The sequence below is a fragment of the Bradyrhizobium sp. 1200_D9_N1_1 genome (genome assembly GCF_052075915.1).
In the GTDB taxonomy this organism is placed as follows: Bacteria; Pseudomonadota; Alphaproteobacteria; order Rhizobiales; family Xanthobacteraceae; genus Bradyrhizobium; species Bradyrhizobium diazoefficiens.
Genome location: NZ_CP197226.1, coordinates 3,650,714 through 3,677,552, shown reverse-complemented (window position 1 = coordinate 3,677,552; position 26,839 = coordinate 3,650,714). Strand labels below are relative to the sequence as shown.

Here is a 26,839-nt window from a genome sequence, read left to right as displayed (position 1 = left end):
ACTGATGACCTGGATCATCATCGACAAGCGCTATTGCGGTCCGCCGAACTCCGGCAACGGCGGCTATGTCTGCGGCCGGCTGGCACGGCACATTCCCGGCGCTGCGGAGGTGACGCTGCGCGCACCGCCGCCGCTGGACAGGCCGCTCGATGCGGTCGCGACCGACGACGGCACATGGGAGCTCCGCGATGGCGCCAAGCTCGTCGCGACCGGGCGGCCGACAAATGTCGAACTGGCGCGGCTGGAGAAAGCCAGCTTCGAGGAGGCCCGCGCCGCCAAGCTGCGGACGCCGGTCAAGCCGCACGAGCACCCGTTGCCGACATGCTTCGTGTGCGGACCCGCACGGGTGAAAGGAGACGGCCTTCGCATTTTCGCCGGACCGCTCGGGCGTGATGCGCGAAATGCCGTTCTCGCGGCGAGCTGGATACCGGATCCGAATCTGGCCGCCGAGGATGGCCTTGTCGCGAGCGAATTTCTCTGGTCGGCGCTCGATTGTCCCACCGGCTATGCCTGCAACTACAATCAGGAGAGCGACAGCTTCGACCAGGCCCCGCTCCTGCTGGGACGGATGTCGGCGCGGATCGAGGCCCGGCCGCGCCCCGGCGACCGCTGCGTCATCACGGCCTGGCCGACCGGCCGCGATGGCCGCAAGCGCACGGCCGAGGCCGCAGTGCATGATGAAACCGGGAGGTTGCTGGCCGTGGCGCGGGCAACATGGATTGCGGTGGAGCGCGAGGTGCAGCTGGGGTGCGGATGATGCTCGGCGGGCGACGGCAGAAGCCCCCGCCCCATACCTTTTCAAGTGCAAGAGCGCCGCGGCGATGAGCTGACTTCGGCCAACCAAGCGCAATGCGACCAAACCACGCCGAACGGCCCGTGGCGGGTGTAAGCGGCTCTTCCGAGGCTGTTCACACCTCAATCGGGCATTTTTAACTGCCGCAACCTGTGTTACTCTGCCGGCCGTCCGGGCTCGGACGGCGGCTTCCGCCGCGCGGTGCGATTGCTTCGAAAATCACTTTGGTGCGCTCGCGGCTGCAGTTTCGAAATGCGCCGCCTGCAAAAATATAGTGCTTATGCGATAGGAGTGCCTGATGCGTCTTGCCCCAGCCTCTCTGCTGTTTTCGACCAGCCTGTTCGGATTTTTCCTACTGTGCGACAGTTCGGCGCCGGCGAACCCAACCTACGTCTGTCCCATGGCATCCGCCGCGCTTGAAGATGACACGCTGTACGCATTCGACGGTCGAACGATGACCCCAGTCATTTCCGCGAGTGAGTTCGAGGCCCCCCAGCGAAAGTGGACAACTCTCTATTTCGTCGTCAAGACGGCCGGCGATGACCGGGCCGGTGCGATCGTGATAAAGACGGCGAGGCTTGGACCGCAACTGACCTCCGACCGGCCGGACTATGGCCGCGTCTTGTTGCGACGATCCGGCGTCGGCTCGAATTGTGGAAGCCAGCGTTCATATTTGAACAGCGTTTCAACGCTCGCATACGAGGCCTATCACGACCTGGGTTACGATCGCGGCGAGATCCTGGAGCGCCCGGACGGGAGCGACACTGGCCTCACTACTTTGCAACACTTCCATACTGGCTACGACGCAACGGACTATGCTTCTCGTGACCAGAAATGCAGGCGAACGGATGACAAAAAGCGTTACGATGGAAGCTACGAAGCGCGAAGTAACCGCTCACAATTTTCGTTTGTGACAGATATCGTCGACCACGGCATCAGCGGCGCGGCTTCGCAAGCGGCCTCGGGGGGCTTTCGGTGGGTCGCGTCCCTGATTGTTCCTCCAGCTTCTGCCAACAGAGAAAATTTGCGGGAGCGTCGGGTTGAGATCAAGCCCTATCAGACAGTTGCCGGCATCGCTTGCGTACCCTTCCGGATCAGCCCACGAGGCACCGCGCAGGTGATCCGAGTTAACGATCTCGATCGCAGGAAACAGGTTGGGTTCGACTTCGGCAGAGTGAAGGAAATCCGGCTAGGTCCGACAACCGGAGGGGAGCCTTAGAAGCGCCGGCTGCGCGACTCATCAACCAGCGGGCGCGCTCGGAGCCGGAGCAGCAAAAGGCGGGGCCCCCGTCAACCGCCGAACGAAGTCGTCTGCTGTGGCAGCGGCATCCAACCCAAATGCACTTGCCATCATTTCAACGCTGGACCAGCCCAGGTCTCGATATGCCTCGAACTGGGCCGAGTCGAAAAACTGATCGACAGTGGATTGATTCGGGAAATCAGGATATTTGGCCTTGTACCCTTTGGTGGAAAAGCTGAGCTGCTTGATCATTCCCGATTTCAGATAAACGAATGTTCCGGTCTTCGCTTGGTCCGCAATCCCGGCACGGTGCTCGGCAGGATAATCGATCGAGGCCACGAAGTAGGATTTCTTCGCGAACTTCGCGCCGGCCGGATAGCCCATGTCCCCTGCGGGCGCGATGCTATCTGCCTCTGCCTCGATCTTGATGATGACACCAAAATCTTCGCGCACTCGCTGACATACCGAGGCGAGGGCCGACATTGCCGTTGACGGGTCCTCCTCCGAGTCGAGCACGATCACCACATCGCAGCGCCTCCGGATGAGCTCGTAGGCTCCCAGATTGTCGAAGTGCCCTCCGTCGCTCAGCTCGAGAAAATCGCTGTCGCGCTGATAGCCGGACCGAAACACCCCGTACTTGAGGCCCGGCGAGAAATAGTTCGGCGTTCCCCGAGATGCGCCGGGAGCGCCAATCCAAAGGCCGAGGCGGAGATTGAAGAGCATCATGACGGTCGAGATCAACCGATCACGCGTGATGCCGGTCCCGATAAAACCGGCATTCGCGTTGGCAGCGGCGCCCGAGGCTGCCATGGCAGAGGCGAGCGTCATTGGACCATGCCGCTTGCCGTGGTCCGATGTCGAAAGCCATCCCGTTGTAAAACTCCCGACATAACACGGGCTCAACAGAAAACTGGCTCCGCCGCGAAGCGCAACCGTCTGATCGAGGTCGTTGACCAGAATGACGTTGGTGTTGATCAGTGGATAAGGAAGCGGACTGGTCTGTTTGGGTGGCCATATCGCCGCCAACGGCAACCGGTCCGCATCGCTATAATTTGGCGCATCCGCCGCCTTTTGCTCAATCGTCGGCATGAAGGCTTCCATCAGGCGGTCGCGATAGAAGCGATGCAGACCGAGGTAGTTGACGTTGCTCCACCATCCAAAGGCAACTGAAAACACCAGGAGCGCAGCGAAAAACTCGCGGCAATATTGTGCCTGGTCTGCGGTGAGATGTTGCGGCTGGATTAGAAATCTCGCTCCAGCATAAGCGATCACGAGTATGAGATAGAGAAAGGCACCGGCCGCCAAAGTGGCCGCGACGCGGGTGGCAAGAGAGGGCGCGAGCCGCTGCGCCTGCACGAAGTGACCATAAAGACCGGAAAGAAATCCGCTGGCGACGGTGAAGATTCCGATCAGCGCCTTTCCCCCGGTTGGATAGCTCTTGGTGGAATCCGCGATTGCCTCGAACACAAAGGGAAGAGATCCGAACGTGAGGCACGCGATCAGGGTGGGAAACCACACCGTCGCGGCCAACTCGTATTTGCGCCGCACCGCATAGTTGACGCCGAACTCCAGTATCCCTGAAAGCTGCAGAATGCCGACAATAATCGCGCACGCGCCGAACAGACCGAATCCGGCGGTCGCAATCAACAGCGCCGAAGTGACGGGATCGACAGTAGCCAGATCGAAACGTGCTCCGAAGTGACCGAACGTGAAGTAGGAGACCAGCAGCCCGGCGATGCCGACGGCGGCACAACGCCCGGCCCGGGCGATGCGGTCACCGCGGTTTTCCGTGGTCTCGGGAGGAATGAGGATCGAGATGATCGCAAGGAATATCGTCCCGATCAGCGCAATCGCCAGAAGCAACACAATGGCGAAAATGAAGACACCGGCAAACGCCGAAACGCAGATGCCGATCCATGGCAACGACAGGGTCATGGCTTCCAGTTTTGGGACGGTTAGCTCTCCCATGGTCCCGTACGATTCGTAGAAGGCGTGAAAGCCGGTGGCCACGAATACGACCAGCATGAACGCGATCGCCAGTGGCAGCCAGAAGAAAACGCTGATCAGAAACGTGCGAAGCAGAACCGCGATTCCCGACCAGATCGAGATGCCGCCGCCTGGCGCGAGAAAGCTGGCGTGCCAGCGCAAATACTTCAGGCTCTCATTTTCACTCGCAAGAGATTGCGTTTGCTCGCTGCCATAGGGAAAGTTTGCGCCCGCGTCGGTGTCGGGATCGTCATGCCATTTCCACTGCACCGCCGACGCGGCATATCCGCCGCCGGACACGCTCGATATGTAGTCGAAATGCTTGAGCAAGCCGCTGTTGGCAAATCTTTGCAATGCACCGAGACAGAACGTCGCCGAGCGAATGCCTCCCCCTGACAGCGCGAGCCCAATCCAGGGGCCGGTTACAGCTCTCTTCCGGCCCACGGCCACAGCAGCGCGTTCATCCTGCAAAACGGCGGCTTCGTGCTGCCGCGCGATCGCTGTGGCCCCCGCCTGCGTCAAGCTCCTTTTTCGAAAAAACACAAGCGCCCCCACAACCAGCGAATGAGGTGAACAAGCCCGACAATCTTAGCCGCTTGTCCGTGGACGGAAAGGCAAAAGCTGGATTTCGGAACAGTTCAGCCCGCTGAGGCATGGGCCGTGGTGGATAAGTCTTGGGTACTTCAGGTCTTGGACATCATGGACTGGAGAACCGTAAGGCCGCTCTCCAGATCCCGCTCCACATCCGCCGCCCGGATCTCCAGCACGCGATAGTCGCGCGCCTCGAGCCACGTCCGCCGTCCCGCCCGGTCCGCCGCGATGGTCTCGCCCTCGCCCGGGTTCACCAACTCGATCGCGATCCGGTGCGGGAACGAGACGAAGTCCGGGATGTGGCGGCCGACCGGGGTCTGGCGCTTGAACTGGCCTGCGAAGCGGCGGTCGCGGGTCAGGGCCTGCCAGAGCAGGCGCTCGGCGTCGGTCGGGTTGCGGCGGAGCAGGCGGGCGAGCCCGCGCACGGTCGAGCCGCTGTCGGGGACACCGCCGCCCTGGCCGTGCTCGGCCAAGAGCGCGCGCAGGCGGGTTGCCTGCTCGCCGTCGAGCACGCCGCCCTTGGCCGGGCCCTTGCGCCCCTCCGCGATCGCCATGACGACGCCATGGAGGGTGTGCATGTCCTGCTTGGTCGGCTCCATCCGGCTGAAGATGTTGCGCAGGTTGACCAGCATGGTGTCGCGCTTCTCGGCCGGCCGCAGGAACTCGACCTTGTCGAGCTCGCGCACGAGATTGTCGAAGAAGGCCTGCATCTGGTGCTGCGAGGCGCGCTCGGAGCGCTCCGGCATGGCGTGTGGCAGCTCGCCGGATGTCGCCAGCTTGAACCATTCATAGCCGATCAGCAGCACGGCCTGGGCGAGGTTGAGCGAGGCGAAGCCCGGATTGACCGGGAAGGTGATGATGCGGTTGGCGAGGCCGACCTCCTCGTTGGTCAGCCCCCAGCGCTCGCGGCCGAACAGGATACCGGCCTTGCCCCCGGTCGCGACGTGTCCGGAGATCTCGGCCGCTGCGGCTTCCGGACCCACCACCGGCTTGGCCTGGTCATGGGGGCGCGCCGTGGTGGCGAACAGCAGGTCGAGATCGGCGACGGCCTCACCGACCGTGTCGAACAATTCGACCTTTTCCAGAATATAGTCGGCGCCGGCGGCGGCGCGCTGGGCGGCGATGTTGGGCCAGCCGTCGCGGGGTTTGACGATGCGCAAGCGGCTCAGGGCGAAGTTGCCCATGGCGCGCGCGGCCATGCCGATGTTTTCGCCAAGCTGCGGCTCGACCAGGATCACGATCGGACCGTCGAGGGAAAGACCCGCCTTGCTCTTGTCAGTCCCCGACATTTCGTTTCGCTTTCACTCTTCGTCTCAAGGCCTTGGCAAGGCGCTCTCAGGAATTGATTCAAGGCCCATCGCCAGCCGGCGCGCCCTGCCCGCCTGTCGTTTGCCTGTCCTGACGAAATTCTCAAGGGAAATAACGACTTGGATTCGACTTTTGAATCTCTTCTGAAGCCTCAGGCCGGCCCTCGCCGGCGGGCCGCTCCCCGCCCCCCATCTGGGGAAGCTGGATGAGCTAAAAGTGCATAATCCCTTGGCTTTCGCCCGCCGCGCGGCGGTGCTAAGAGGCGGCGGATATTCCCGTGGCGCGCCAATAGCGCCGTTCCCAAGAGGCTTCCCCGATCATGGCAAAAATCAAGGTATCCAATCCCGTCGTCGAACTCGATGGCGACGAGATGACCCGGATCATCTGGCAGTACATCAAGGACAAGCTGATCACCCCGTTCCTGGATGTCGAGCTGATGTATTTCGACCTGGGGATGGAATACCGCGACCACACCAACGATCAGGTGACCATCGACGCCGCCGAAGCGATCAAGAAGGTCGGCGTCGGCGTCAAGTGCGCCACCATCACCCCTGATGAGGCCCGGGTGAAGGAGTTCAACCTCAAGCAGATGTGGAAGTCGCCGAACGGCACCATCCGCAACATCCTCGGCGGCGTGATCTTCCGCGAGCCGATCATCTGCAAGAACGTGCCGCGCCTGGTTCCCGGCTGGACCAAGCCGATCATCATCGGCCGCCACGCCTATGGCGACCAGTACCGCGCCACCGATTTCAAGTTCCCGGGCAAGGGCACCCTGTCGATGAAGTTCGTCGGCGAGGACGGCACCGTGATCGAGAAGGAAGTGTTCAAGGCCCCCGGCGCCGGCGTCGCCATGGAGATGTACAATCTCGACGACTCCATCATCGACTTCGCCCGCGCCTCGCTGAACTACGGCCTGCTGCGCAACTACCCGGTCTATCTCTCGACCAAGAACACCATCCTCAAGGTCTATGACGGTCGCTTCAAGGACATCTTCCAGGACATCTACGACCGCGAGTTCAAGAAGGAATTCGAGGCCAAGGGCCTGACCTACGAGCACCGCCTGATCGACGACATGGTGGCCTCGGCGCTGAAATGGTCCGGCGGCTATGTCTGGGCCTGCAAGAACTACGACGGCGACGTGCAGTCCGACACGGTCGCGCAGGGCTACGGCTCGCTCGGCCTGATGACCTCGGTGCTGCTCACCCCGGACGGCAAGACCGTGGAAGCGGAAGCCGCCCACGGCACGGTGACCCGCCACTACCGCGAGCACCAGAAGGGCAAGGAGACCTCGACCAACTCGATCGCGTCGATCTTCGCCTGGACCCGTGGCCTCGCCCACCGCGCCAAGCTCGACAACAACGCCGAGCTCGCCAAGTTCGCGAACACCCTCGAGAAGGTCTGCGTCGACACCGTCGAGGCCGGCTACATGACCAAGGACCTCGCGCTGCTGGTCGGCGCCGACCAGCGCTGGCTCTCGACCACCGGCTTCCTCGACAAAGTCGCGGAGAACCTCACCAAGGCGATGGCGGCGTAAGCCGACCGCAATTTCGCCCGACTGGGCCGGACATCATCACGGGCCGCGCCTTTGAGCGCGGCCCGTTCGTTTTTTAACCCTTTGCGGAGACCACCATGTTCAGCAAGCTTGCCGCCCCCACCCTGATGCTCGCGGCCCTGATCGGGCCGGCGGGAGCTGCGGAGCCGCTTCCCGAGGCCATCGCCGCACCGGGCGAGACCGTCGTGCTGAGCGTCCACGCCGAGGGCGCGCAGGTCTATGAGTGCAAGGCCGGCGCTGAGGGCAAGCTCGCCTGGGCCTTCCGCGAGCCGATCGCCACGCTGCTCTCCGAAGGCAAGACCGTAGGGCGCCACTATGCCGGGCCGAGCTGGGAGCTTGCCGACAGCAGCGCCGTGGTCGGCAAGGCCATCGGCAACGCGCCCGGCGCCACCGCCGCCGATATCCCCTGGCTGAAGCTGGAGGTCGCCTCCCGCCGCGGCAGCGGCGTCCTGACGCCGGTCACCACCGTCCAGCGCATCAACACCCATGGCGGCAAGCTCGAGGGGTCTTGCGACAAGGCCGGCGAGTTCAAAAGCGCGCCGTACTCGGCGGACTATGTTTTCCTGAAGAAGGGCTGACCGCTCAGCGGTCGGTGCCCTCGCGCTCGGCCTGGGCCAGTTCCGCCGCAGCGAGATCGCCGGTCTCTTCCAGCCGCGCCTTCGCGGTCTTGTGGACGTGGGCCGCGAGCGTCGGCATGCGCTCGATCAGGGCGTGGAAATCCTGGGCGTCGAGCACCAGCAGGCGCGTCTTGCGCGTCGCCGTCACCGTGCCGCTGCGCTTGGTCTTGTGCAGCAGCGCGATCTCGCCGAAGAAGGTGCCGTCGGTGAGCCGCACATTCTGGGTCGGCAGCGCGATCTCGACCTCGCCGGCGGTGATGAAATACATCGACGTGGCGGCATCCCCTCGCCGCACCAAAATCTCGCCCTGCTCGATGGTGCGCGCGCGCAAGAGCCGCATAATGTCGGCGATCTCCGAGGCCGACAAATGCGAGAACAGCGGCACCCGCGCCAGCATGCCCCAGGTGACGACGAAGTCGCGCCGCTTCACCTCTTCCGCGAAGGCGGTCGAGATGATCGCGACCGGCAGCGCGATCATGGCAAAGCCTGAGATGATCGCGAACACCGAGACGAACTTGCCGAGCGCCGTCACCGGCACGACGTCGCCATAGCCGACGGTGCCGAGCGTCACGATCGCCCACCACATCGCCTGCGGGATGGTGCCGAGCTTGTCCGGCTGCACGTCGCGCTCGATGGCGTAGAGCAGCGAGGCGAAGGTCAGGACCACGCCGATCAGGATGACGATGCAGCCGATCAGCGCCCGCCGCTCGGCGTGCACGGCGGCGAGCAGCGAGCGCATTGCCGGCGAATAGCGGATCAGCTTGAAGAACGGCAGCACGCCGAGCGCCGCCAGCGTCGCATGCCGGCCCGTGGCGAGCACGATTGCCGCGGGCAGGAACGCCATGAGGTCGATGATGCCGAGCGCGGAGAAGGCATAAGAGAGCCGGTCGGACAGCGCGGACGCCTTGCGCTGGGTGTGTCCGGCGACCGTCCACAGCCGCGCGGCATATTCCAGCGCGAACACGATCACGGCGAAGACCTTAATCGCCGAGAACAGCGTGCCGAACTGCGCGTCCAGATCCGGCACCGAGGCGAGGACCATCGCGACCACGTCGAGCACGATGACGCCGATGATCAGCTGGATGAAGCGCGACCCGACCGAATAGGCCAGCGGATCGTGCTCCAGCAATTCGTAGAGGCGATCCCTTAAATTGGGGTCGCGAAGCCCACGTCCTCGCGGAATGAGGCCCACGGCCTCACGCGCCCGCCATGGCTTTTTCGATCGCCGCGAGCGCCTCGGGCGCCCTGGCCCCATCGGGGCCACCGGCCTGCGCCATGTCGGGCCGGCCGCCGCCGCCCTTGCCGCCGAGCGCTTCGGAGGCGACACGCACGAGGTTCACGGCGTTGAAGCGCGCGGTGAGATCGGCGGTGACGCCCACCACGATGCCGGCCTTGCCGTCCCCGGTGACGCCGACGATGGCGACCACGCCGGAGCCGATCTGCTTCTTGCCGTCGTCGGCGAGGCTCTTGAGATCCTTCATCTCGATGCCCTCGACCGCACGCGCCATCAGCTTGACGTCGCCGACCTCGCGCACGCCCGAGGCTGCGCCGTTGCTGCTCGCCGCACCGCCGCCCATTGCGAGCTTCTTGCGGGCGTCGGAAAGCTCGCGCTCGAGCTTCTTGCGCTCCTCCATCAGCGCGGTGATGCGCGCCGGCACGTCGTCGATCGAGGTGCGCAGCTCGTTCGCCGCGGTCTTCGCCAGCGCCATGGTGTCGTTGGCGTGCTTGCGCGCGTAGTTGCCGGTCAGCGCCTCGATGCGGCGCACGCCCGAGGCGACCGCGCTCTCACCGGTCAGCGTGATCAGGCCGATGTCGCCGGTGCGCCGCACATGGGTGCCGCCGCAGAGCTCGACCGACCAGCCGAGCGCGTTGGCGCCGCGTTCGCGCGCGGTCCTGCCCATCGAGACGACGCGGACCTCGTCGCCGTATTTCTCGCCGAACAGCGCGCGCGCCCCGGCCTCACGCGCTTCATCGACACCCATCACGCGCGTGGTGACCTCGTCGTTCTCCAGCACCACGTCGTTGGCGATGTCCTCGACGCGGGCAAGCTCCTCCGCCGTGATCGGCTTCGGATGCACGAAGTCGAAGCGCAGCCGGTCGGGCGCGACCATCGAGCCGCGCTGGGCGATGTGGTCGCCGAGCACCTGCCGCAGCGCCTCGTGAATGAGATGCGTCGCCGAGTGATGGGCGCGGATCGAGGAGCGGCGCGAATGATCGACCTCGAGCTGCAGCGCGGTGCCGAGCTTCAGCTCGCCGCTCTCGACCGTGCCGACGTGGACGAAGAGATCGCCGAGCTTCTTCTGCGTGTCGGTGACGCGGAACTTGATGCCGCCCTCGCCGGTCAAAACACCGGTGTCGCCGACCTGGCCGCCGGACTCCGCGTAGAACGGTGTCTGGTTCAGCACCAGCGCGCCGGTCTCGCCGGCCTTGAGGCTGGCGACTTCCTGGCCGTCCTTGACCAGCGCGGAGACCACGCCTTCGGCACTCTCGGTCTCGTAGCCGAGGAATTCGGTGGCGCCGAGCTTCTCGCGCAGCGGGAACCAGATCGCTTCGGAAGCCGCCTCGCCCGAGCCCTTCCAGGACTCGCGCGCCTTGGCTTTCTGGCGCTCCATCGCATCGGTGAAGGCGGACTGGTCCACGCCGATGCCGCGCGACTTCAGCGCGTCCTGCGTCAGGTCGAGCGGGAAGCCGTAGGTGTCGTAGAGCGTGAAGGCGACGTCGCCGTCGAACATGTCGCCCTTTTTCAACGAAGCGCTCTTCTCGTCGAGGATGGCGAGGCCGCGCGTCAGCGTCTTGCGGAAACGGGTCTCTTCCAGCCGCAGCGTTTCCTCGATCAGCTTCTCCGCGCGCATCAGCTCGGGATAGGCCTGGCCCATCTCGCGGACCAGCGCCCAGACCAGCCGATGCATCAGCGGCTCTTTCGCACCCAGCAGCTGCGCATGGCGCATCGCGCGGCGCATGATCCGGCGCAGCACGTAGCCGCGGCCTTCATTGGAGGGCAGCACGCCGTCGGAGACGAGGAAGGCCGAGGAGCGTAAGTGGTCGGCGATGACGCGGAACGAGGCCACGGTCTGCTCGTTCGGCCCGCTGCCGAGCGCGGAGGCCGTCGCGTCGATCAAGTGACGGAACAGGTCGGTCTCGAACACGCTGTCGACGCCCTGCATGATGCAGGCCATGCGCTCGAGGCCCATGCCGGTGTCGATCGAGGGACGCGGCAGATCCACGCGCTCCTCCTTCGTCACCTGCTCGTACTGCATGAACACGAGATTCCAGAATTCGAGGAAGCGGTCGCCGTCCTCTTCCGGCGAGCCCGGAGGTCCGCCCCAGATGTGCTCGCCGCGATCGATGAAGATCTCCGAGCACGGGCCGCACGGCCCGGTGTCGCCCATCGCCCAGAAATTGTCCGAGGTCGGGATGCGGATGATGCGGTCGTCGGAGAAGCCCGCGATCTTCTTCCACAGCCCATGCGCCTCGTCGTCGGTGTGGTAGACGGTGACGAGCAGCTTGTCCTTGTTGAGCCCAAAGTCCTTCGTGATCAGCGTCCAGGCCAGCTCGATCGCGCGCTCCTTGAAGTAGTCGCCGAACGAGAAGTTGCCGAGCATCTCGAAGAAGGTGAGATGGCGCGCGGTGTAGCCGACATTGTCGAGGTCGTTGTGCTTGCCGCCGGCGCGCACGCATTTCTGCGAGGTGGTGGCGCGCTGATAGGGCCGCTTCTCGACGCCGGTGAAGACGTTCTTGAACTGCACCATGCCGGCATTGGTGAACATCAACGTGGGGTCGTTGCGCGGCACCAGTGGCGAGGACGGCACGATCTCGTGGCCGTTCTCGGCAAAGAAGTTCAGAAAGGTCGACCTGATCTCGTTGACGCCGCTCATGTTCATCCAATCGGGTGTGTTCGGACCCGCGACCGCCGTCCAAACCGGAAATTAAGGCTGATATCTGCGGGTCAAAGCGCTTTTAGACAAGGCCAGCTTCGCTGTCCAGAAACTGTGCAGAGAGATCAGAGGGTTGCCGCAGGCGCTCAATCCCGTTGCAATCCCGTTGAAAGACGCAAAGGCCGCGTTGACAGGCTTGGCTGGCCTGTGGTCTGTACCCATCTGTATCGTACGGCCACGTCGGGAGAGACCGGCTTTAGGCAGCCGGCGCCGAAGGAGCAACCGCCCCGGAAACTCTCAGGCAAAAGGACCGCGTGGCTTTGACAGCATCTGGAAAGAGGCGCCGACGAGCTTGAGGCTCGGACAGCGTCCGCCGACGGGATAATACTCTCAGGCACAGCGACAGATGGGGCTTCGACTGGTTGGCTCGGGGAATCGTCCCCGGGGAACCGCCGAGGGCCCCTGTGATGCTAGCTCACGACCAAGACTCCCTGAAACGTACGCCCCTCTACGACCTTCATGTGTCCCTCGGGGGCAAGATGGTGCCGTTCGCGGGCTATGACATGCCCGTGCAGTACCCCGCTGGCGTGCTGAAGGAACACCTCCATACCCGCAGCCAGGCCGGCCTGTTCGACGTCTCCCACATGGGCCAGATCGCGCTGCGGCCGAAATCCGGCAGGGTCGAGGACGCCGCCCGCGCGCTGGAACGGCTGGTGCCGCAGGATATCGTCGCGATTGCGCCGGGGCGGCAGCGCTACGCCCAGTTCACCAATGCCGATGGCGGCATTCTCGACGACCTGATGGTCGCCAATTTCGGCGACCACCTGTTCCTGGTCGTCAACGCCGCCTGCAAGGCAGAGGACGAGGCGCATCTGCGCGCGCATCTCTCGGACGACTGCGTCATCGATTCGCTGGCCGACCGCGCGCTGATCGCGCTGCAGGGTCCGAAGGCGGAAGCGGTGCTGGCGAAATTCTGTGCAGAGGCGCCGTCCATGAAGTTCATGGACGCCGGTCCGCATGAGGTCGCCGGCATCAAGTGCTTCGTCTCGCGCTCCGGCTACACCGGCGAGGACGGGTTCGAGATTTCGGTTCCCGCTGCGGACGCCGAGCGTCTGGCCAAAACGCTGCTGGAAAACCCCGACGTGATGCCGATCGGGCTCGGCGCCCGCGACAGCCTGCGGCTGGAAGGCGGGCTCTGCCTCTACGGCCACGACATCGACACCGCCACCACGCCGGTCGAGGCCGCGCTGGAATGGTCGGTGCAGAAGAGCCGCCGCAGCGGCGGCGCGCGCGCGGGTGGTTTCCCCGGCGCCGAGAAGATTCTCGCTCATTTCGACCAGGGTGCGGCCCGCCGCCGCGTCGGCCTGCGCGCGCAAGGCCGCGCGCCGGTGCGCGAGGGCGCGCTGCTGTTTGCTGATAGCGCATCCGCCGAGCCGATCGGACAAGTCACATCGGGCGGCTTCGGCCCGAGCCTGAACGCGCCGGTCGCGATGGGTTACGTGCCCACCGCATCGAGCGCGCTCGGCACGAGCCTGTTCGCCGAGGTGCGCGGCCAGCGGCTGCCGCTCACGGTCGCCGCCATGCCCTTCGTGAAAAACACCTACAAACGCTGAGGACTTCAGAAATGACCACGACGCTGTACACCTCCGACCATGAATGGCTCGCCATCGAGGGCGATGTCGCCACCGTCGGGATCACCGACTACGCGCAGTCGCAGCTCGGCGACGTCGTGTTCATCGAGCTGCCCAAGCTCGGCCGCGCGCTGAAGAAGGCGGAAGCCGCCGCCGTGGTGGAGTCCGTGAAGGCCGCCTCCGACGTCTACGCGCCTGTGACGGGCGAGGTGCTCGAGACCAACGATGCGCTCGCCGCCGAGCCGGCGCTGGTGAACTCGGATGCACAAGGCAAGGCCTGGTTCTTCAAGATCAAGATTGCCGACAAGAGCGAACTCGGCGGCCTCATGGATGAAGCCGCCTACAAGGCCCACACGGCGTGAGATGAAGCGAACTCTGACCTCACATTCGGTGTCATCACCCGCGAAGGCGGGTGATCCAGTACGCCGCGGCCCATCGGCTCAATCACGAACGCCTGCGTTTACTGGATCGTCCGCCTTCGCGGACGATGACAGCGACAGATGACCTAAAGCGAGGACCCATGATGACCGCGCACCGCAAATCCAACGGCGACACCACCAATTTCGCTCGCCGCCACATCGGCCCGTCGGCGCGCGACGTCGCCGCGATGCTGGAGACCGTCGGCGCCAAAAGCGTCGACGCGCTGATGGCGGAGACGCTGCCGGCCTCGATCCGGCAGGCCGCCCCGCTCGATCTCGGCAAGCCGCTGAGCGAGACCGAGGCGATCGCGCATATGGGCGAGCTCGCTGCCCAAAACCAGGTCTTCACCTCGCTGATCGGCCAAGGCTATTCCGGCACGATCCTGCCCGCGGTGATCCAGCGCAACATCCTGGAGAATCCGGCCTGGTACACGGCCTACACGCCCTACCAGCCCGAGATCAGCCAGGGCCGGCTGGAGGCGCTGTTCAACTTCCAGACCATGATCTGCGACCTCACCGGGCTCGACGTCGCCAACGCCTCGCTGCTCGACGAGGCCACCGCGGCCGCCGAGGCGATGGCGCTGGCGGAGCGGCACTCGCGGGTCGAAGCAAAGGCCTTCTTCGTCGACAAGGACGTGCATCCGCAGACGCTGGCGGTGATGCGCACCCGCGCCGAGCCGCTGGGTTGGAATTTGATCGTCGGCGATCCCCTCACCGATCTCGACAAGGCCGACGTGCTCGGCGCGCTGCTGCAATATCCGGGCTCATCGGGCGAGTTGCGCGACCTCAGGCCCGCGATCGCGGCGTTGAAGGCCAAGGGCGCACTTGCGATCGTTGCCGCCGACCTGCTGGCCCTGACACTGCTCGCCTCGCCCGGCGAGCTCGGTGCCGACATCGCGATCGGTTCGGCGCAGCGTTTCGGCGTGCCGATGGGCTATGGCGGACCGCACGCGGCCTATATGGCGGTGCGCGATGCGCTGAAGCGCTCGCTGCCCGGCCGCATCGTCGGCCTCTCCGTGGATTCGCGCGGGATGCCGGCCTACCGCCTCGCGCTGCAGACCCGCGAGCAGCACATCCGCCGCGAGAAGGCGACCTCCAACATCTGCACCGCGCAGGTGCTGCTCGCCGTGATCGCCGCGATGTATGCGGTCTATCACGGCCCCGAGGGGCTTTCGCAGATCGCACGCCAGGTGCATCGCCGCGCCGCCGTGCTCGCCGCGGGCCTGCGTAAGCTCGGCTTTGCGCCGCAATCGGAAACCTTCTTCGACACGCTCAGCGTCGATGCCGGCGCCAAACGCGCCGAGATCGTCGCGCGCGCGGCGGCCGAGAAGATCAATCTCGGCGTCGGTGAAACCGCACTGCGCATCGCGCTCGACGAGACCACCACGCCCGCGACCGTCGAGGCGGTCTGGCGCGCCTTCGGCGGCCAGCTCGCTTACGCCGAGTTGGACGCGACCACGCGCGAGGCGCTGCCGGAGGCGCTGAAGCGCACGACCGCGTTCCTCACCCACCCGGTGTTCCACGCGCATCGCTCGGAGACCGAGATGCTGCGCTACATGCGCAAGCTCAGCGACCGCGACCTCGCGCTCGACCGCGCCATGATCCCGCTCGGCTCCTGCACGATGAAGCTGAACGCGACCACCGAGATGATGCCGCTGACCTGGCCGGAATTCGGCAGCCTGCACCCGTTCGCCCCGCGCGAGCAGGCCAAGGGCTATCACGCGCTGTTCGCGCGGCTGGAGAAGTGGCTGTGCGACATCACCGGCTATGACGCGATCTCGCTGCAGCCGAATTCCGGCGCGCAAGGCGAGTACGCCGGCCTTCTGGCCATCCGCGGCTATCACGCCGCGCGCGGCGAGAGCCACCGCAAGATCTGCCTGATCCCCTCCTCCGCCCACGGCACCAACCCGGCCTCGGCCGCGATGGTCGGCATGGACGTGGTGGTGGTTGCCTGCGAGAAGAACGGCGACGTCGACGTCAACGATCTCCGCGCCAAGGCCGACAAGCATGCGAATGACCTCGCCGCGGTCATGATCACCTATCCCTCGACCCACGGCGTGTTCGAGGAGCACATAAGCGAGATCTGCGACATCGTCCACGGCCATGGCGGCCAAGTGTATCTCGACGGCGCCAACCTCAACGCGCAGGTCGGCCTGTCCCGGCCCGGCGATTACGGCGCCGACGTCAGCCACCTCAACCTGCACAAGACCTTCTGCATCCCGCATGGCGGCGGCGGCCCGGGCATGGGCCCGATCGGCGTGAAGGCGCATCTCGCGCCGTTCCTGCCGGGCCATCCGGCGACGCGAGGCGACGCACCGGTCGGCCCGGTCTCGGCCGCACCGTTCGGCTCGGCCTCGATCCTGACCATCTCCTACATCTACATCCTGATGATGGGCGGCGAAGGCCTGAAGCGCGCCACCGAGATCGCGATCCTCAACGCCAACTACGTGGCAGCGCGGCTCGATGCGCATTTCCCGGTGCTCTACAAGAACGCGAAGGGTCGCGTCGCGCATGAATGCATCGTCGATCCCAGGCCGCTGAAGACGACCAGCGGCGTCACCGTCGACGACATCGCAAAACGCCTGATCGACTACGGCTTCCACGCGCCGACCATGAGCTTCCCGGTGCCGGGCACGCTGATGATCGAGCCGACCGAATCGGAATCCAAGGCGGAGCTGGATCGCTTCTGCGACGCCATGATCGCGATCCGGAAGGAGATCGCCGAGGTCGAGGCCGGCCGCTTCAAGATCGAGGCCTCGCCCTTGCGCCACGCCCCGCACACCGTGCACGACATCGCCGACGATGCGTGGGCCCGCGCCTATAGCCGTGCCGAGGGCTGCTTCCCCGACGGCGTCTCGCGCACCGACAAATACTGGAGCCCGGTCGGACGCGTCGACAACGTCTATGGCGACCGCAACCTGGTGTGCTCGTGCCCGCCGGTGAGCGACTACGCGGAAGCGGCGGAGTAAGACGCGACGGAAGTTTCGTAGGGTGGGCAAAGCAGAGCGTGCCCACCACATTTGTGCACGTTGAGATATGGTGGGCACGGCTCTCGCGCGCCTTTGCCCACCCTACGGCTCTGCCCTCTACCCATCCTACAACCTAGCTCAAGGCGCCACCAGCGAACGACTTTGCGCGTCCCAGCGCCAGAGCCGTTCGTTGGTCAGAAGCGTGCCGCCCCACCAGCGCCGGATCGGATTGTGGCTGCGGAAATCTTCCCGGCCTGCAAGCACCGCCTTGCCGAACTCCGTCAGCAGCGGCCGGCTCCGCCGATAGGCGGCGTTGCGACCTCGCGCATCGTGCGGGGCGAGGGTTGCGAGTTTCGAATCGAGACCCGCGACCGCCGGCATCGGACCGGACGCGAGCCCTTCGAGCAAAGGGCCGAGCTCCCACTGGTCGAACACGCGCGTTTCGAGCAGCCCGCCCGGCTGAAACAGCTCCTTGGTACGGTTGTGTCCCCTCGCAATCAATTCGAGAAGCCGCGCTTCCGTCGCACCCAGTCCGGTGATTGGTGACGGCAGTTCTGCCAGCAATTCTTCCATCGCCGGCTTCAGGAAGGGTAGCCTGGGGAAATCCCTGCCGAGCAATCCGGAACAGAACTCCGGCGTTGGCGCCCGGTAGGCCTCCCAAGCCATGCGGGCGACCTCGAAGTCGCGCTCCGTCACATCGAGCGCCCGCACGGTACGCTCGCGAAGCCCCGCGACGTCTGCTCCGAGCAAATCGAAATCGACCAGTCGCAATTTCAGGCGCTCGGCCATGTAGGGTTCGGCGCGGAGATAATCGAGGATCCAGACCAACTGCAATTGATTGTTCGGGCTGGGATCAAACCACAGCTCGATGAGCTCGACGCCATAGGTCTCGCAGAACCAAACCAGCGGGAGCTCCTTGTGCGCGAGACCAGTGTCGGGAGACCGGGCAACAAGATCGGACCAACGCACCTCCGGATCGCCTCTGAAAGAGCCTCCCGTGAGATAGGTCTGGAGGTGATGCGACGTCGGCAGCGGCCCCGACACGAACCGAAAGATGAGCGGAACAACCATGTCGGCGCGGTCCGCGTAGGTGAGACCGACGCCGGACGAACTGGTCAGGATCATACGCTTCATCGTCGATGCGCCCGCCCCCACGCAAAACGAAACGGGCCCCGAAGACGTCGGCAACTCAACGTCCTCAGTGCCCGCTCCTCGCGAAAAACTCTCCGCGTTAAGACTTACTCGTCCGCCGGCTCCTCGCCGTCGGCGTCGCGCTCAGGGGTGCCGGCCAGAATCTGCTCGGCGATCAGGCCGGAGTTCTGGCGGATCGCGGTCTCGATCTTGGCGGTGATGTCGGGGTTGGCCTTCAGGAACGCTTTCGAGTTCTCGCGGCCCTGGCCGAGGCGCTGGCTGTCATAGGAGAACCAGGCGCCGGACTTTTCGACGATGCCGGCCTTGACGCCGAGATCGAGGATCTCGCCCATCTTGGAAACGCCCTCGCCGTACATGATGTCGAACTCGACCTGCTTGAAGGGCGGCGCCAGCTTGTTCTTCACCACCTTGACGCGCGTGGTGTTGCCGACCACTTCGTCGCGCTCCTTGATCGCGCCGATGCGGCGGATGTCGAGGCGGACGGAGGCGTAGAACTTCAGCGCGTTGCCGCCGGTGGTGGTCTCCGGTGAGCCATACATCACACCGATCTTCATGCGGATCTGGTTGATGAAGATCACCATGGTGTGGGACTTGTTGATGGAGGCCGTCAGCTTGCGCAGCGCCTGGCTCATCAACCGCGCTTGAAGTCCCGGCAGCGCATCGCCCATCTCGCCCTCGAGCTCGGCCTTCGGCACCAGCGCCGCGACCGAATCGACCACCAGAACGTCCACCGCACCCGAGCGCACCAGCGTGTCGCAGATTTCCAGCGCCTGCTCGCCGGTGTCCGGCTGCGAAATCAGCAGCTCGTCGATGTTGACGCCCAGCTTGCGCGCATAGACCGGGTCGAGCGCGTGCTCGGCGTCGATGAAGGCACAGATGCCGCCCTTCTTCTGCGCTTCCGCCACCGTGTGCAGCGCCAGCGTGGTCTTGCCCGAGGATTCCGGCCCGTAGATTTCCACGACGCGCCCCTTCGGCAGGCCGCCGATGCCGAGCGCAATGTCGAGCCCGAGGGAACCGGAGGACACCGCCTCGACGTCCATCGACCGATCGTTCTTGCCGAGCTTCATCACCGAGCCCTTGCCGAACTGGCGCTCGATCTGGGAGAGCGCGGCGGCCAGAGCTTTACTCTTGTCCATGGAAGATCCTTCGACGATACGCAGGGCAGTTGCGGACATTGGGTCGTGCTCCTTATGGCGAGGATTCGCTAGGGGGACAAACGATTGGCGAGGCGGGCCGGCGATAAAAGCAATGTACCCCATTTGTTCCTAGTTCGCAATATGTTCTTTTGCGGATTTCGGTACTGTCCGTATTTAACCCCCAGTGTCCTAAGCTGAATTCGGAAATGTCCTAATTTGTTCTTGATCGGACACAACCTGTTCATGCGCGTATTGGATTAACTCGTTATGGGTGTAGCGTATAAGGGCCGGGGCGTTCCGCCAGAAGAACACCCTGACCACCAGAAGAACACCCTGAAACGTTCACTTTGGAACAGAAGGCAGGCTGACTGCATATTAAGCTCGCAAGAACTCAAACCCTGCGGTTAGGACCCGTAAAGACCAAGACGAGGTTGTGTCATGAGGCAGCGCCGTCGTTTCACGCAAACCGTCCCTCTTGAGGAGCGACTTTCCGAAGAAGCGAAACGTCTCCGCGAACGGGCCAAAGCCCTCCCCCATGGTCCTCAACGAGAGGACCTCCTGCGCAAAGCCCGCCAAGCCGAGATCGGCTCGCACATGAGCGAGTGGCTCACATCGCCGGGGCTTCAACCGCCAAAGCCAGCGTAGGCGCAAAGCACGCCTCAGGTATCGAGTTGCCCGGCATAGATCCGGATTCGTCCCGGCGTGGTCATTCGCAGCCTGCCCTGAAGAAAGACCATGTAGCCTAGCGCGATCAATCGGGCGCGATGTTTGGCAGGGATCGCAGGCGCAGCGCTATTTGCAGCCGCATGACCGACCGCGAGCAAAGAGGCGAACTCTTCATGGGTGAGCTTTTTCGCTTTTGCGGTCATAACCTCAGCATGAACCGCTTCGGCGATCCTGCATGTTCGGTTTTGCTCAGATCCCTGGAAATAAATAAATAAAGGCCGCCTCAGTTGGCGGCCAGTAGCCCTGTTTGTCGGCGGCTCCTTCGCTGATCCCCAGTGTCCCAGGCTGAATGACGTTGGGGTCCTTCTGGAGTTCGATCGGCATTAAACCGAATTGGGTCCTGATTCCCCCTCCGCGGGTGTCCTTCTCCGGCACAATGAACCTTGGCATGGCGTGTGCAGACGAAGGATTACCGGGGTTTTGCATCATCCCCCCTGGGGCTGGAAAGCCGCCGCCCGCGCCATATTTGAGCGGGCGGCGTTTTTATTTGCGGACAGCAAAAGGCCCCAACTCAAGGGGAACGGGGAGCTGGGGCCAAGGTACTGGGCCAGCCAAGGCTACCGCCGGCCCAGGCGCATCAACATGCACCAGGGCGCCATCCCCGGGCGATGGGGCAATCGGCTTAGTCAGGATTTGCAAGCGAGTGCCCAACATGCAGCGGCCCCGCCTCGCTGGATGCGCGGTGGGGCCGCCTGCTCTCCGGACTGGGGCTGGATCCGTCCGGTGGGCCAATTCAGCCTATGCCCGTTAGCGGGAAGTCGTGACTGCTCAAAAGGGGCATCCCTCGGGTGTCCCAATTCGGTATTGCGGGTGTCCCAATTGGACAGCACCCGGATTTTGGTGCTGGCAGGAGCGGCAAGGAACCGTCCAAGCCTCTCGCCTCGAATTAAGGCCGTGGCAGTGGCCGGTCTCAGCGGCCGGTTTGAAGATCGCGGAGGCTGATTTGCTTTCGTTGACTTTTCCCGAGGTGGTCAAGATTGACCATGTGTCCGGTACCGGACATGTCAGACTGTGCCGTCACCGCGCGCCCCCTGGCTTTGATCGGTGATGAGAACGCCACCAGCGCTCCCGTCTCCTCCGGAAAGGAGCAGCGCCATGCAGCGACGCCATGTCAAGCACACCACGTCCCTTGAAGAGCGCCTTGCCGAACAAGCGCAACGACTTCATGCGGAAGCCAGATCGCTTCCACCAGGCATCGAGCGTGAGCGTACAATCCGCAAAGCCCGGCAAGCCGAGATCGGCGCTCACATCAGCGAGTGGCTGAGATCGCCCGGACTGCAACCGCCGGATTGAAGGCTGCAACCAACTGGCAGCCAACTCATTGTCCCCCATCACCGGCCGGGGCTCTGCCGTAGGCGCCGGTGACTGAGAGAGATGCGCGCTCCCGCCTGCATTCTGGAGAGCGCCTGCGATGGCCATCTATTACTTCGACCTGCGCGACGGGGACGAGATTGTTCCCGACGAAGAAGGACTCGAATTGCGAGACCTGCTCGCGGTGCAGGAAGAAGCCGCCCGCGCGCTCGCCGGCCTCTCGTGGGACTCCGTGCAAAACTTCAAAGGCGCGCAAAGTCACAGGATGTCGATTGAAGTCAGGGACACCCATGGCCCTGTGATGCAGGTCAGGTTCGTCTTCGATATCAGCAGGCGGCAATGAGACCGCTTCGGTTGGAGGCCTCTCGGTGAGGCTCTCAGAACTTGCGCATCAACGCCTCTGATTCCGATCTCGCAGCGCCCTTCTTCGACTGAAGCTGACGTGCATCAAAGACGCATGAGCAGGGCGCCGTCATGCTTCCGCAATCTTGCGGCATCGAACCTTTTCGCGGTCTGCGGCTTCTCTGGATTGGACCGCAACAGTGGGGATCTCGGTCATGACGGAAAACACGCACCAGGATGCAACCAGGCGCAATCGCCTGCTGGAGGCGGCGCATGAGGAGATGGTCAAGTTCGAGCGGAAGGAAAACGAGTTCCGCAAGAAGGACCGCCAGGAGCGTGCCGCCGAGCTCCATTTGCCCCTGGACGTGATCAAGGTTCATTAGCGACCGGCTTTGGAGCCGACCAGGCGCGCCGGCGAAGTGACAGGCAGCGCCCGCCTCAGGGACGATCGCATGCTACAGGTACCTAAATACTACCGCCAAATCATTGATCGAACAGCAAAATCCCCGGCCCAGCTACTGTGCATGGGGTTGTTTTCCAATTTCTTGAAAGACAGTGCCAGCCGCCGGCGCATGCCGGCCTGGCCCCGCTGCCATCTCCCCACCCGCGCATGCCGGCCGGACCTACATCAGCGCCAGCAGCCCGATGCCGATCACCAGCACGACGAAGCCAATCGCCGTCGCGGCGGCGAACGACCGCTCTACGTTATCCATGATGCCACCCCGTTGCCGGCGTGCCACGTTTCCCCCATGGCAGCACCGGACCTTGCGGAATCTCGCTTGCGGCTGTGGCTCGAGTGTTGCGATCGGGTGACCAAATTGGGACCGGTGCGGGGCCAGTCTGCGGCTCTCTCCCGCGCGGGCCTCGATGCGGCCGTCAGGCACCCGTAAGCCTGATCGCCTAATGTCGTCCCGCCCGGTGGACCAACACCGGGCCTCCATACCCAACCGACGACCCCGCTCACCACCGAGCGGGGTTTTCTGTTTGCGGGCATGGGTGGGCGCCGGCCAGGATTCGATTCGCGGACTTGTCAGGCTGTCGTAAGCTCAGCCCGCTAGGGTCGTCCGGCTTATGGTGTTGCAGCCCAGCACCTCAGCCTCCAATAACCTCTGACCCGCCTGGCTCTCCCCGGGCGGGTTTTTTTCATGCCGGCCGGTTCACGAACCCCTCTCCTCCCGCGTCAGCCGCAGCGAGAAGGCGCGGATCGCGGGCGCCGCCAGCAGCACCACGGGCAGCATCGCGGCCCATGCAATCAGCCATGACACCATCCAGTGCCGGGCGAACAGCATCGCGCCGTCAGCGGGCAGGCTGGCGATCCCCGCCGCGATCAGCGAGGTCAGTCCGGACTGGAGGACACCGAAGACGAAATGACTATAGCGGCGGGGAATGCCGAGCATGACGCGCCCATGTTGCTTGCCGTCACGAGGCCAAGCAAGGCACATGCGGGGGCCCGCATCGCGGCGGGCCTGGACTCTTCCCGTTCGATCGGGATCGTCAGTCAGTGCCGCGCGTTGGACAGCGGCGCGCCCCGCATCGGCTCGGTGCGATCGGAGCAGCACGACAATCCTTCGAAGCGCCAGAAGGTGACGAGGCTGGCCTCGCCGCACTCTTCGCAGACGAGCGTCTCGTCACCGAGCATGAAGCGGCCGCGCCTGAATGTCGGGGACGACGCCGGATGCCGGCAATGCGGACAGACCAGCGAGAACTTCCGTACACCCCAACGTAACGCAAGACGCCTCAGCCAGTTCACGCGGTCCTCTTCGCTGACGGCGTGCTCGTGCCGTGCTTCGATGTCAGCACAGCATAGGTGCCCGGCACGCAAAAGTGGAAATGCTTCAAGCGCACATGCTCGCTTCGAATAGCCGCGCCCGCACAGTTGCGGTTCCTCACATCTGCGATGGAGCGCAGGATGTCTCGCCACTCCCGCGTTCAACCTGACATGTCGCCTGCGGCCATCGACGCGAAGATTCCCGGCGCTGAGTCCTGGAGCAACCGATCGTTAACCGATGACCATCGAATGGCCCCGTGGTTCTCCGACCATGAACAGAGTTCCTGAGCCGCGCACAGCTGCATCAGCGCAGCGGGCGATGGACTTGCACCGCTTGGCGGGCTGGCATCTTTCGGAATGCGATTTCGTTTGCTTCGGAGCGCGCGCGCTTTCGAAATTTCCGTGAACTGTCCAAGGCTTAACAGCGGATTTTGCTTGTCCCGGGAATATAATCACGCTCACCATGTTAGAGTGATCGAAGGTGAATCGTGGGGAGGTAACCATGAATCACAGGGGCATCGAGTTCACCGTCGCCAAGACGGCCATTCCTGGAATCTGGCAATGGCAGTTCCGAATCGGCGAGCAGGTCAAGACCGGCAAGACCGAGACCAAGATCGACCAGCTGGCGATCCGGCGGGTGCAGCTGCGCATCGATCGGGAACTGAAGGCCATCGGGCGCAAGACAGCCTGAACAACACGGCCTGAACCGGACGCACCAGATCGGCGGCGCCCCGGCGCATCCCGTAGCCGCCCGGAATTGATCTGCCTGTGGTTTGGGATTGCACTGCGCGCCACGGCCTTGGGGGCGGGGCCGTCACGCGATCGGGCCAGCCATGCCGCTCTATTTCTTTCGAATCCGAAACGGCCGCTATTCCGGCTGTGCGGACCAGGCGTCGGAATTTGCCGATCGCGATTTGGCCTGGAAGGAGATGACCAGCGCCTGCGCCGACATGGCCGCTGGCATCGCCCGCAAGCTCCAGGAAAACTCCGAATGGCACATGGAGCTCCTGGACGAGGCCAAGGAGCCGGTGTTCCGCATCCGCATCGTCGCCGAGACGCTCGACTAGACGCGGACCTCAATCGGCGCTGGGCAGCCGCCGCATGGTGAATTCGATGTCGCCGCCGGGCAGCTCGCGCCAGGTCTCGACCGCGCTCATATAGCCGGCCTTGGGGTAGCGGGCGAAGAAAGCCTGCGCCCTCGCCCGCGCCGCCGCGCGCGGCAGCGTGAAAGTCTCGCGCAGATAGCCGTCGCCGGTGCGCTCGCCCGGCTTGCCGCCGATCCTGCGCCGGCGCGCCATCCGCTCGGCGAGATCTCGCGGACGATCGGCCATGACCTGTCCTCCTCTACGCAACACCTGCCAATAATGTAGGGAGCGGGCCGGACGATGAGGAGTCCCGGCCGAAAGGCGCATGCCGCCTCCGGCCGCCAGCTTCAGTTGGCGGCCGTGCCGGTCTTGGTCTTCTTCGGCGCGCCGGTGGTTGCGGCGGACGCCTTCGGCGCAGCCTGCTTCGGCGGATCGGAGCGCATGCCGCCCCAGGGGTCGTTGGACGCCTTGGCGTCCGGAATCTTCTTCAGCGTTTCCTTGTAGGCCTTGTCACGCTCGGCTTCCGCGGCCTTCTCCTCCGGGGTCTTGCCCGGGCCCTCCTGCAGCAAATTGAGATTGGGCATTTGCGCGTAGGCCGGTCCCGCCAGCACGGCCAGCAGCACCGCCGCCATACGGAAAAGCTTCATCTTTGACTCCTTAGACCATTCATGGAAGCGCGGATCGCCCGTGCCTTGTCATCCTTGCGCGGCCGCTGAGGGGCCGCAGGAACCGCTACGATCGGCACGATTTCGGCGCGTGCAGCCAGTCGTCCCAGATCGGGCCGCACCTGGTGCACCCGTTCAGCGCCAGACCAAGCGCAATCAGACAAAAGACGAGGACATACCGACGCAACATAACCCACCCTTACCCAACCAAGGCATCATATCGGGCGAAGTCGGGCATTTTCAAGCCGACCGGAACGGCATCAGACCGGGTGACTTTGCCGCGCCGATCCGCGCAGAATGGCCGAAACATCCGGCAACAATGGAGGACACGACAGCAATGCCATCGCAGCCAGAAGCCGAGTTCGGCATCACCGAGGCCAGACGCATCCTCGGCGAGGTCTTTGCACCCTGGGTCCAGGATCTCAACCTGTCGGTCGAGCGCATCGAGCACGCGCAGCCCGCGGATGTGACGGACTGGCAGCCAGGCGCGCTGCTCCGGATGGCGTTTTCGGAGCGGCTGTGCCGGAACGGCGGCGTGGTCTGTGGCCAGGCGCTGATGGCCCTCGCCGACACCGCGATGGTGATCGCAATCCTCGCCGCCAATCGCGGCTACCGTCCGATGACGACGGTCGACCAGACCACGCATTTCATGCGCGCCGCCACCTCGTCGGACGTGCTCGCAGACGCCCGCGTGGTGCGGCTCGGGCGCACCATGAGCTTTGGCCGCGTCACGCTGCTCTCGGCCGCCGACAACAAGCCGGTGGCGATGGTGTCGAGCGCGTTCGCGATGTTGCCGGGATGAGCCCCACGAAAAATGAAGAGAGCCGCGTGAACGCAAGGCGCATCGCGGCTCTCCATCACGTTCGCATCGAAGCGAGAGGCCGAAGCGCGATTGCGTCCGCACTTCAGTCCGCTTCAAGAGTTACTTGCCGAGGATCTCGTCCGCTGCGGTGACGACGCTGACGGTCGGATTCTTTCCGCAATAGGCACCGAACTTCTTGGCGTTCTCGATGAACACCTCGGTGTCGATGATCGCGTTGTCCTCGTCGCCCTTGTACCAGCCGTCCATCCAGGTCAGCACGACCGCGATGTTGTCTTCGCCGCTCTCGAGGAATTGCTTGCAGGTCATGGTCGAGAGGTCCCACTTGACGGCGTGGGCGGGCATCGACGACAGCGAGAGCGCTGCGGCGAACAGGATCGAAAGCATGGTCTTCATCGGAATCTCCATCGGCGCGTAAGGCCACAAAGGAAAGGCTTGTGAGGAAAGTCGTCGGGACGTGACTGACCGCTTCAACGTCGTAAACGAAGTCTGAAGCGCTGTGCAAATAGCGCCAGTATTGAGTTTAGTTCAACGTAATTTCTATGCACTACTTCACAATCATCATTGTGGATTAACGCAGATGACCGAGAAGCGTGCAGCCCAACGTTACCGTGTTTTCAAGGGTGGAACGATCACCTTTGAAAACAACGGCATCGCGTGCACCGTGCGAAACATGTCCGCGGGCGGCGTGGCGATCGACCTCGAGACCCCCGTCACATTGCCGCAATCGTTCACACTCTCGATCGCGCGCGAGAATTTCGTGCGGACTTGCCGCCCCGTATGGCGCAGCGACAGGCGCGTCGGTCTCGCTTTCGTGCAATAGCGCGCACGATTGTGAACGACTGTTCGTATC

General features: G+C 64.2%; 26 protein-coding genes and 1 riboswitch. Of the genes, 14 read left to right on the top strand and 12 right to left on the bottom strand.

The window, feature by feature from the left end:
* Positions 1-4 precede the first annotated feature (4 nt).
* Both AB5K84_RS17530 and AB5K84_RS17525 read left to right on the top strand, forming a co-directional pair.
* Positions 5-757: a PaaI family thioesterase gene (locus AB5K84_RS17530; protein ID WP_110116543.1), complete on the top strand. Its 753-nt coding sequence runs from the start codon at positions 5-7 to the stop codon at positions 755-757.
* Between the two features lie 334 nt (positions 758-1,091).
* Positions 1,092-2,012: a hypothetical protein gene (locus AB5K84_RS17525; protein WP_011088488.1), complete on the top strand. Its 921-nt coding sequence runs from the start codon at positions 1,092-1,094 to the stop codon at positions 2,010-2,012.
* A 21-nt stretch (positions 2,013-2,033) separates the two neighbouring features.
* On the opposite strand, the gene AB5K84_RS17520 is transcribed toward AB5K84_RS17525, so the two are convergent.
* Positions 2,034-4,541, bottom strand: a complete 2,508-nt coding sequence (locus tag AB5K84_RS17520; protein WP_210268981.1) for a patatin-like phospholipase family protein — start codon at positions 4,539-4,541, stop codon at positions 2,034-2,036.
* Positions 4,542-4,702: 161 nt separating this feature from the next.
* On the bottom strand, positions 4,703-5,899 hold the full coding sequence (locus tag AB5K84_RS17515; RefSeq protein WP_110116545.1) for a TrmJ/YjtD family RNA methyltransferase: 1,197 nt from the start codon (positions 5,897-5,899) through the stop codon (positions 4,703-4,705).
* 338 nt (positions 5,900-6,237) lie between these two features.
* On the opposite strand from AB5K84_RS17515, the gene AB5K84_RS17510 reads away from it, so the two are divergent.
* Complete coding sequence (locus tag AB5K84_RS17510) at positions 6,238-7,452, top strand: NADP-dependent isocitrate dehydrogenase (protein ID WP_011088491.1); 1,215 nt, start codon at positions 6,238-6,240, stop codon at positions 7,450-7,452.
* A gap of 95 nt (positions 7,453-7,547) precedes the next feature.
* On the top strand, positions 7,548-8,048 hold the full coding sequence (locus AB5K84_RS17505) for a DUF3455 domain-containing protein (protein ID WP_110116546.1): 501 nt from the start codon (positions 7,548-7,550) through the stop codon (positions 8,046-8,048).
* Positions 8,049-8,052: 4 nt separating this feature from the next.
* On the opposite strand, the gene AB5K84_RS17500 is transcribed toward AB5K84_RS17505, so the two are convergent.
* Positions 8,053-9,279 (bottom strand): cyclic nucleotide-gated ion channel, encoded by a 1,227-nt coding sequence (locus AB5K84_RS17500; RefSeq protein WP_110116547.1) that lies wholly within the window; start codon positions 9,277-9,279, stop codon positions 8,053-8,055.
* A 4-nt stretch (positions 9,280-9,283) separates the two neighbouring features.
* On the bottom strand, positions 9,284-11,962 hold the full coding sequence (gene alaS / locus AB5K84_RS17495) for an alanine--tRNA ligase (RefSeq protein ID WP_162603632.1): 2,679 nt from the start codon (positions 11,960-11,962) through the stop codon (positions 9,284-9,286).
* Positions 11,963-12,193: 231 nt separating this feature from the next.
* A riboswitch (glycine riboswitch) is annotated at positions 12,194-12,284 on the top strand.
* A gap of 145 nt (positions 12,285-12,429) precedes the next feature.
* On the opposite strand from alaS, the gene gcvT reads away from it, so the two are divergent.
* The 3 genes from gcvT (at position 12,430) to gcvP (ending at position 16,981) form a co-directional block, all read left to right on the top strand.
* Positions 12,430-13,575, top strand: a complete 1,146-nt coding sequence (gene gcvT, locus AB5K84_RS17490) for a glycine cleavage system aminomethyltransferase GcvT (protein ID WP_171463783.1) — start codon at positions 12,430-12,432, stop codon at positions 13,573-13,575.
* 11 nt (positions 13,576-13,586) lie between these two features.
* A complete protein-coding gene (gene gcvH / locus AB5K84_RS17485) occupies positions 13,587-13,955 on the top strand; it encodes a glycine cleavage system protein GcvH (RefSeq protein ID WP_011088496.1) in 369 nt (122 codons plus the stop codon).
* A gap of 161 nt (positions 13,956-14,116) precedes the next feature.
* Positions 14,117-16,981, top strand: coding sequence for an aminomethyl-transferring glycine dehydrogenase (gene gcvP, locus AB5K84_RS17480; RefSeq protein ID WP_162603823.1), 2,865 nt, complete (start codon positions 14,117-14,119; stop codon positions 16,979-16,981).
* Between the two features lie 138 nt (positions 16,982-17,119).
* On the opposite strand, the gene AB5K84_RS17475 is transcribed toward gcvP, so the two are convergent.
* From AB5K84_RS17475 to AB5K84_RS17465, 3 genes are all read right to left on the bottom strand, one after another.
* The gene (locus AB5K84_RS17475; protein ID WP_171463784.1) at positions 17,120-18,115 is read right to left on the bottom strand and encodes a hypothetical protein; all 996 of its coding nucleotides are present in this window, start codon (positions 18,113-18,115) and stop codon (positions 17,120-17,122) included.
* Between the two features lie 104 nt (positions 18,116-18,219).
* Positions 18,220-19,308, bottom strand: coding sequence for a recombinase RecA (gene recA / locus AB5K84_RS17470; RefSeq protein WP_011088499.1), 1,089 nt, complete (start codon positions 19,306-19,308; stop codon positions 18,220-18,222).
* A 620-nt stretch (positions 19,309-19,928) separates the two neighbouring features.
* Positions 19,929-20,138: a hypothetical protein gene (locus tag AB5K84_RS17465; RefSeq protein ID WP_011088501.1), complete on the bottom strand. Its 210-nt coding sequence runs from the start codon at positions 20,136-20,138 to the stop codon at positions 19,929-19,931.
* 952 nt (positions 20,139-21,090) lie between these two features.
* On the opposite strand from AB5K84_RS17465, the gene AB5K84_RS17460 reads away from it, so the two are divergent.
* The 3 genes from AB5K84_RS17460 (at position 21,091) to AB5K84_RS17450 (ending at position 22,031) form a co-directional block, all read left to right on the top strand.
* On the top strand, positions 21,091-21,288 hold the full coding sequence (locus AB5K84_RS17460; protein WP_074076772.1) for a hypothetical protein: 198 nt from the start codon (positions 21,091-21,093) through the stop codon (positions 21,286-21,288).
* 118 nt (positions 21,289-21,406) lie between these two features.
* On the top strand, positions 21,407-21,649 hold the full coding sequence (locus AB5K84_RS17455) for a DUF6894 family protein (protein WP_060908167.1): 243 nt from the start codon (positions 21,407-21,409) through the stop codon (positions 21,647-21,649).
* 214 nt (positions 21,650-21,863) lie between these two features.
* A complete protein-coding gene (locus AB5K84_RS17450; protein ID WP_171463785.1) occupies positions 21,864-22,031 on the top strand; it encodes a hypothetical protein in 168 nt (55 codons plus the stop codon).
* 774 nt (positions 22,032-22,805) lie between these two features.
* Here the strand turns inward: AB5K84_RS17450 and AB5K84_RS17445 are convergent.
* Both AB5K84_RS17445 and AB5K84_RS17440 read right to left on the bottom strand, forming a co-directional pair.
* A complete protein-coding gene (locus AB5K84_RS17445) occupies positions 22,806-23,045 on the bottom strand; it encodes a DUF2798 domain-containing protein (protein ID WP_028173338.1) in 240 nt (79 codons plus the stop codon).
* Between the two features lie 101 nt (positions 23,046-23,146).
* A complete protein-coding gene (locus tag AB5K84_RS17440) occupies positions 23,147-23,398 on the bottom strand; it encodes a hypothetical protein (RefSeq protein ID WP_162185873.1) in 252 nt (83 codons plus the stop codon).
* Between the two features lie 520 nt (positions 23,399-23,918).
* Here AB5K84_RS17440 and AB5K84_RS17435 point away from each other — a divergent pair.
* Both AB5K84_RS17435 and AB5K84_RS17430 read left to right on the top strand, forming a co-directional pair.
* Complete coding sequence (locus AB5K84_RS17435) at positions 23,919-24,107, top strand: hypothetical protein (RefSeq protein ID WP_060908170.1); 189 nt, start codon at positions 23,919-23,921, stop codon at positions 24,105-24,107.
* A 142-nt stretch (positions 24,108-24,249) separates the two neighbouring features.
* Positions 24,250-24,483, top strand: a complete 234-nt coding sequence (locus tag AB5K84_RS17430) for a DUF6894 family protein (protein WP_011088507.1) — start codon at positions 24,250-24,252, stop codon at positions 24,481-24,483.
* Positions 24,484-24,492: 9 nt separating this feature from the next.
* Here AB5K84_RS17430 and AB5K84_RS17425 read toward each other — a convergent pair whose 3' ends face one another.
* Positions 24,493-24,747 (bottom strand): hypothetical protein, encoded by a 255-nt coding sequence (locus AB5K84_RS17425; RefSeq protein WP_038967182.1) that lies wholly within the window; start codon positions 24,745-24,747, stop codon positions 24,493-24,495.
* 101 nt (positions 24,748-24,848) lie between these two features.
* Entirely contained in the window at positions 24,849-25,148 is a 300-nt protein-coding gene (locus tag AB5K84_RS17420) for a hypothetical protein (protein ID WP_028173335.1), read from the bottom strand.
* A gap of 355 nt (positions 25,149-25,503) precedes the next feature.
* Here AB5K84_RS17420 and AB5K84_RS17415 point away from each other — a divergent pair, with 355 nt between their 5' ends.
* The gene (locus tag AB5K84_RS17415; RefSeq protein WP_028173334.1) at positions 25,504-25,968 is read left to right on the top strand and encodes a PaaI family thioesterase; all 465 of its coding nucleotides are present in this window, start codon (positions 25,504-25,506) and stop codon (positions 25,966-25,968) included.
* Positions 25,969-26,088: 120 nt separating this feature from the next.
* Here the strand turns inward: AB5K84_RS17415 and AB5K84_RS17410 are convergent, their stop codons facing one another.
* Positions 26,089-26,382, bottom strand: a complete 294-nt coding sequence (locus AB5K84_RS17410) for an HdeA family protein (RefSeq protein WP_028173333.1) — start codon at positions 26,380-26,382, stop codon at positions 26,089-26,091.
* Between the two features lie 184 nt (positions 26,383-26,566).
* On the opposite strand from AB5K84_RS17410, the gene AB5K84_RS17405 reads away from it, so the two are divergent.
* Entirely contained in the window at positions 26,567-26,809 is a 243-nt protein-coding gene (locus AB5K84_RS17405) for a PilZ domain-containing protein (protein WP_162603633.1), read from the top strand.
* The last annotated feature ends 30 nt before the right edge of the window (positions 26,810-26,839 follow it).

Coding starts and splice junctions, on each gene's coding strand:
- alaS (WP_162603632.1), bottom strand. CDS start 11,962: ATGAGCGGCGTCAACGAGATCAGGTCGACCTTTCTGAACTTCTTTGCC.
- AB5K84_RS17450 (WP_171463785.1), top strand. CDS start 21,864: ATGACGGAAAACACGCACCAGGATGCAACCAGGCGCAATCGCCTGCTG.
- AB5K84_RS17525 (WP_011088488.1), top strand. CDS start 1,092: ATGCGTCTTGCCCCAGCCTCTCTGCTGTTTTCGACCAGCCTGTTCGGA.
- AB5K84_RS17425 (WP_038967182.1), bottom strand. CDS start 24,747: ATGGCCGATCGTCCGCGAGATCTCGCCGAGCGGATGGCGCGCCGGCGC.
- AB5K84_RS17415 (WP_028173334.1), top strand. CDS start 25,504: ATGCCATCGCAGCCAGAAGCCGAGTTCGGCATCACCGAGGCCAGACGC.
- AB5K84_RS17410 (WP_028173333.1), bottom strand. CDS start 26,382: ATGAAGACCATGCTTTCGATCCTGTTCGCCGCAGCGCTCTCGCTGTCG.
- AB5K84_RS17505 (WP_110116546.1), top strand. CDS start 7,548: ATGTTCAGCAAGCTTGCCGCCCCCACCCTGATGCTCGCGGCCCTGATC.
- AB5K84_RS17530 (WP_110116543.1), top strand. CDS start 5: ATGACCTGGATCATCATCGACAAGCGCTATTGCGGTCCGCCGAACTCC.
- gcvT (WP_171463783.1), top strand. CDS start 12,430: ATGCTAGCTCACGACCAAGACTCCCTGAAACGTACGCCCCTCTACGAC.
- AB5K84_RS17515 (WP_110116545.1), bottom strand. CDS start 5,899: ATGTCGGGGACTGACAAGAGCAAGGCGGGTCTTTCCCTCGACGGTCCG.
- AB5K84_RS17420 (WP_028173335.1), bottom strand. CDS start 25,148: ATGAAGCTTTTCCGTATGGCGGCGGTGCTGCTGGCCGTGCTGGCGGGA.
- AB5K84_RS17510 (WP_011088491.1), top strand. CDS start 6,238: ATGGCAAAAATCAAGGTATCCAATCCCGTCGTCGAACTCGATGGCGAC.
- gcvP (WP_162603823.1), top strand. CDS start 14,117: ATGACCGCGCACCGCAAATCCAACGGCGACACCACCAATTTCGCTCGC.
- AB5K84_RS17405 (WP_162603633.1), top strand. CDS start 26,567: ATGACCGAGAAGCGTGCAGCCCAACGTTACCGTGTTTTCAAGGGTGGA.
- AB5K84_RS17475 (WP_171463784.1), bottom strand. CDS start 18,115: ATGAAGCGTATGATCCTGACCAGTTCGTCCGGCGTCGGTCTCACCTAC.
- gcvH (WP_011088496.1), top strand. CDS start 13,587: ATGACCACGACGCTGTACACCTCCGACCATGAATGGCTCGCCATCGAG.
- AB5K84_RS17435 (WP_060908170.1), top strand. CDS start 23,919: ATGAATCACAGGGGCATCGAGTTCACCGTCGCCAAGACGGCCATTCCT.
- AB5K84_RS17445 (WP_028173338.1), bottom strand. CDS start 23,045: ATGCTCGGCATTCCCCGCCGCTATAGTCATTTCGTCTTCGGTGTCCTC.
- AB5K84_RS17460 (WP_074076772.1), top strand. CDS start 21,091: ATGCAGCGACGCCATGTCAAGCACACCACGTCCCTTGAAGAGCGCCTT.
- AB5K84_RS17455 (WP_060908167.1), top strand. CDS start 21,407: ATGGCCATCTATTACTTCGACCTGCGCGACGGGGACGAGATTGTTCCC.
- AB5K84_RS17430 (WP_011088507.1), top strand. CDS start 24,250: ATGCCGCTCTATTTCTTTCGAATCCGAAACGGCCGCTATTCCGGCTGT.
- AB5K84_RS17465 (WP_011088501.1), bottom strand. CDS start 20,138: ATGACCGCAAAAGCGAAAAAGCTCACCCATGAAGAGTTCGCCTCTTTG.
- recA (WP_011088499.1), bottom strand. CDS start 19,308: ATGTCCGCAACTGCCCTGCGTATCGTCGAAGGATCTTCCATGGACAAG.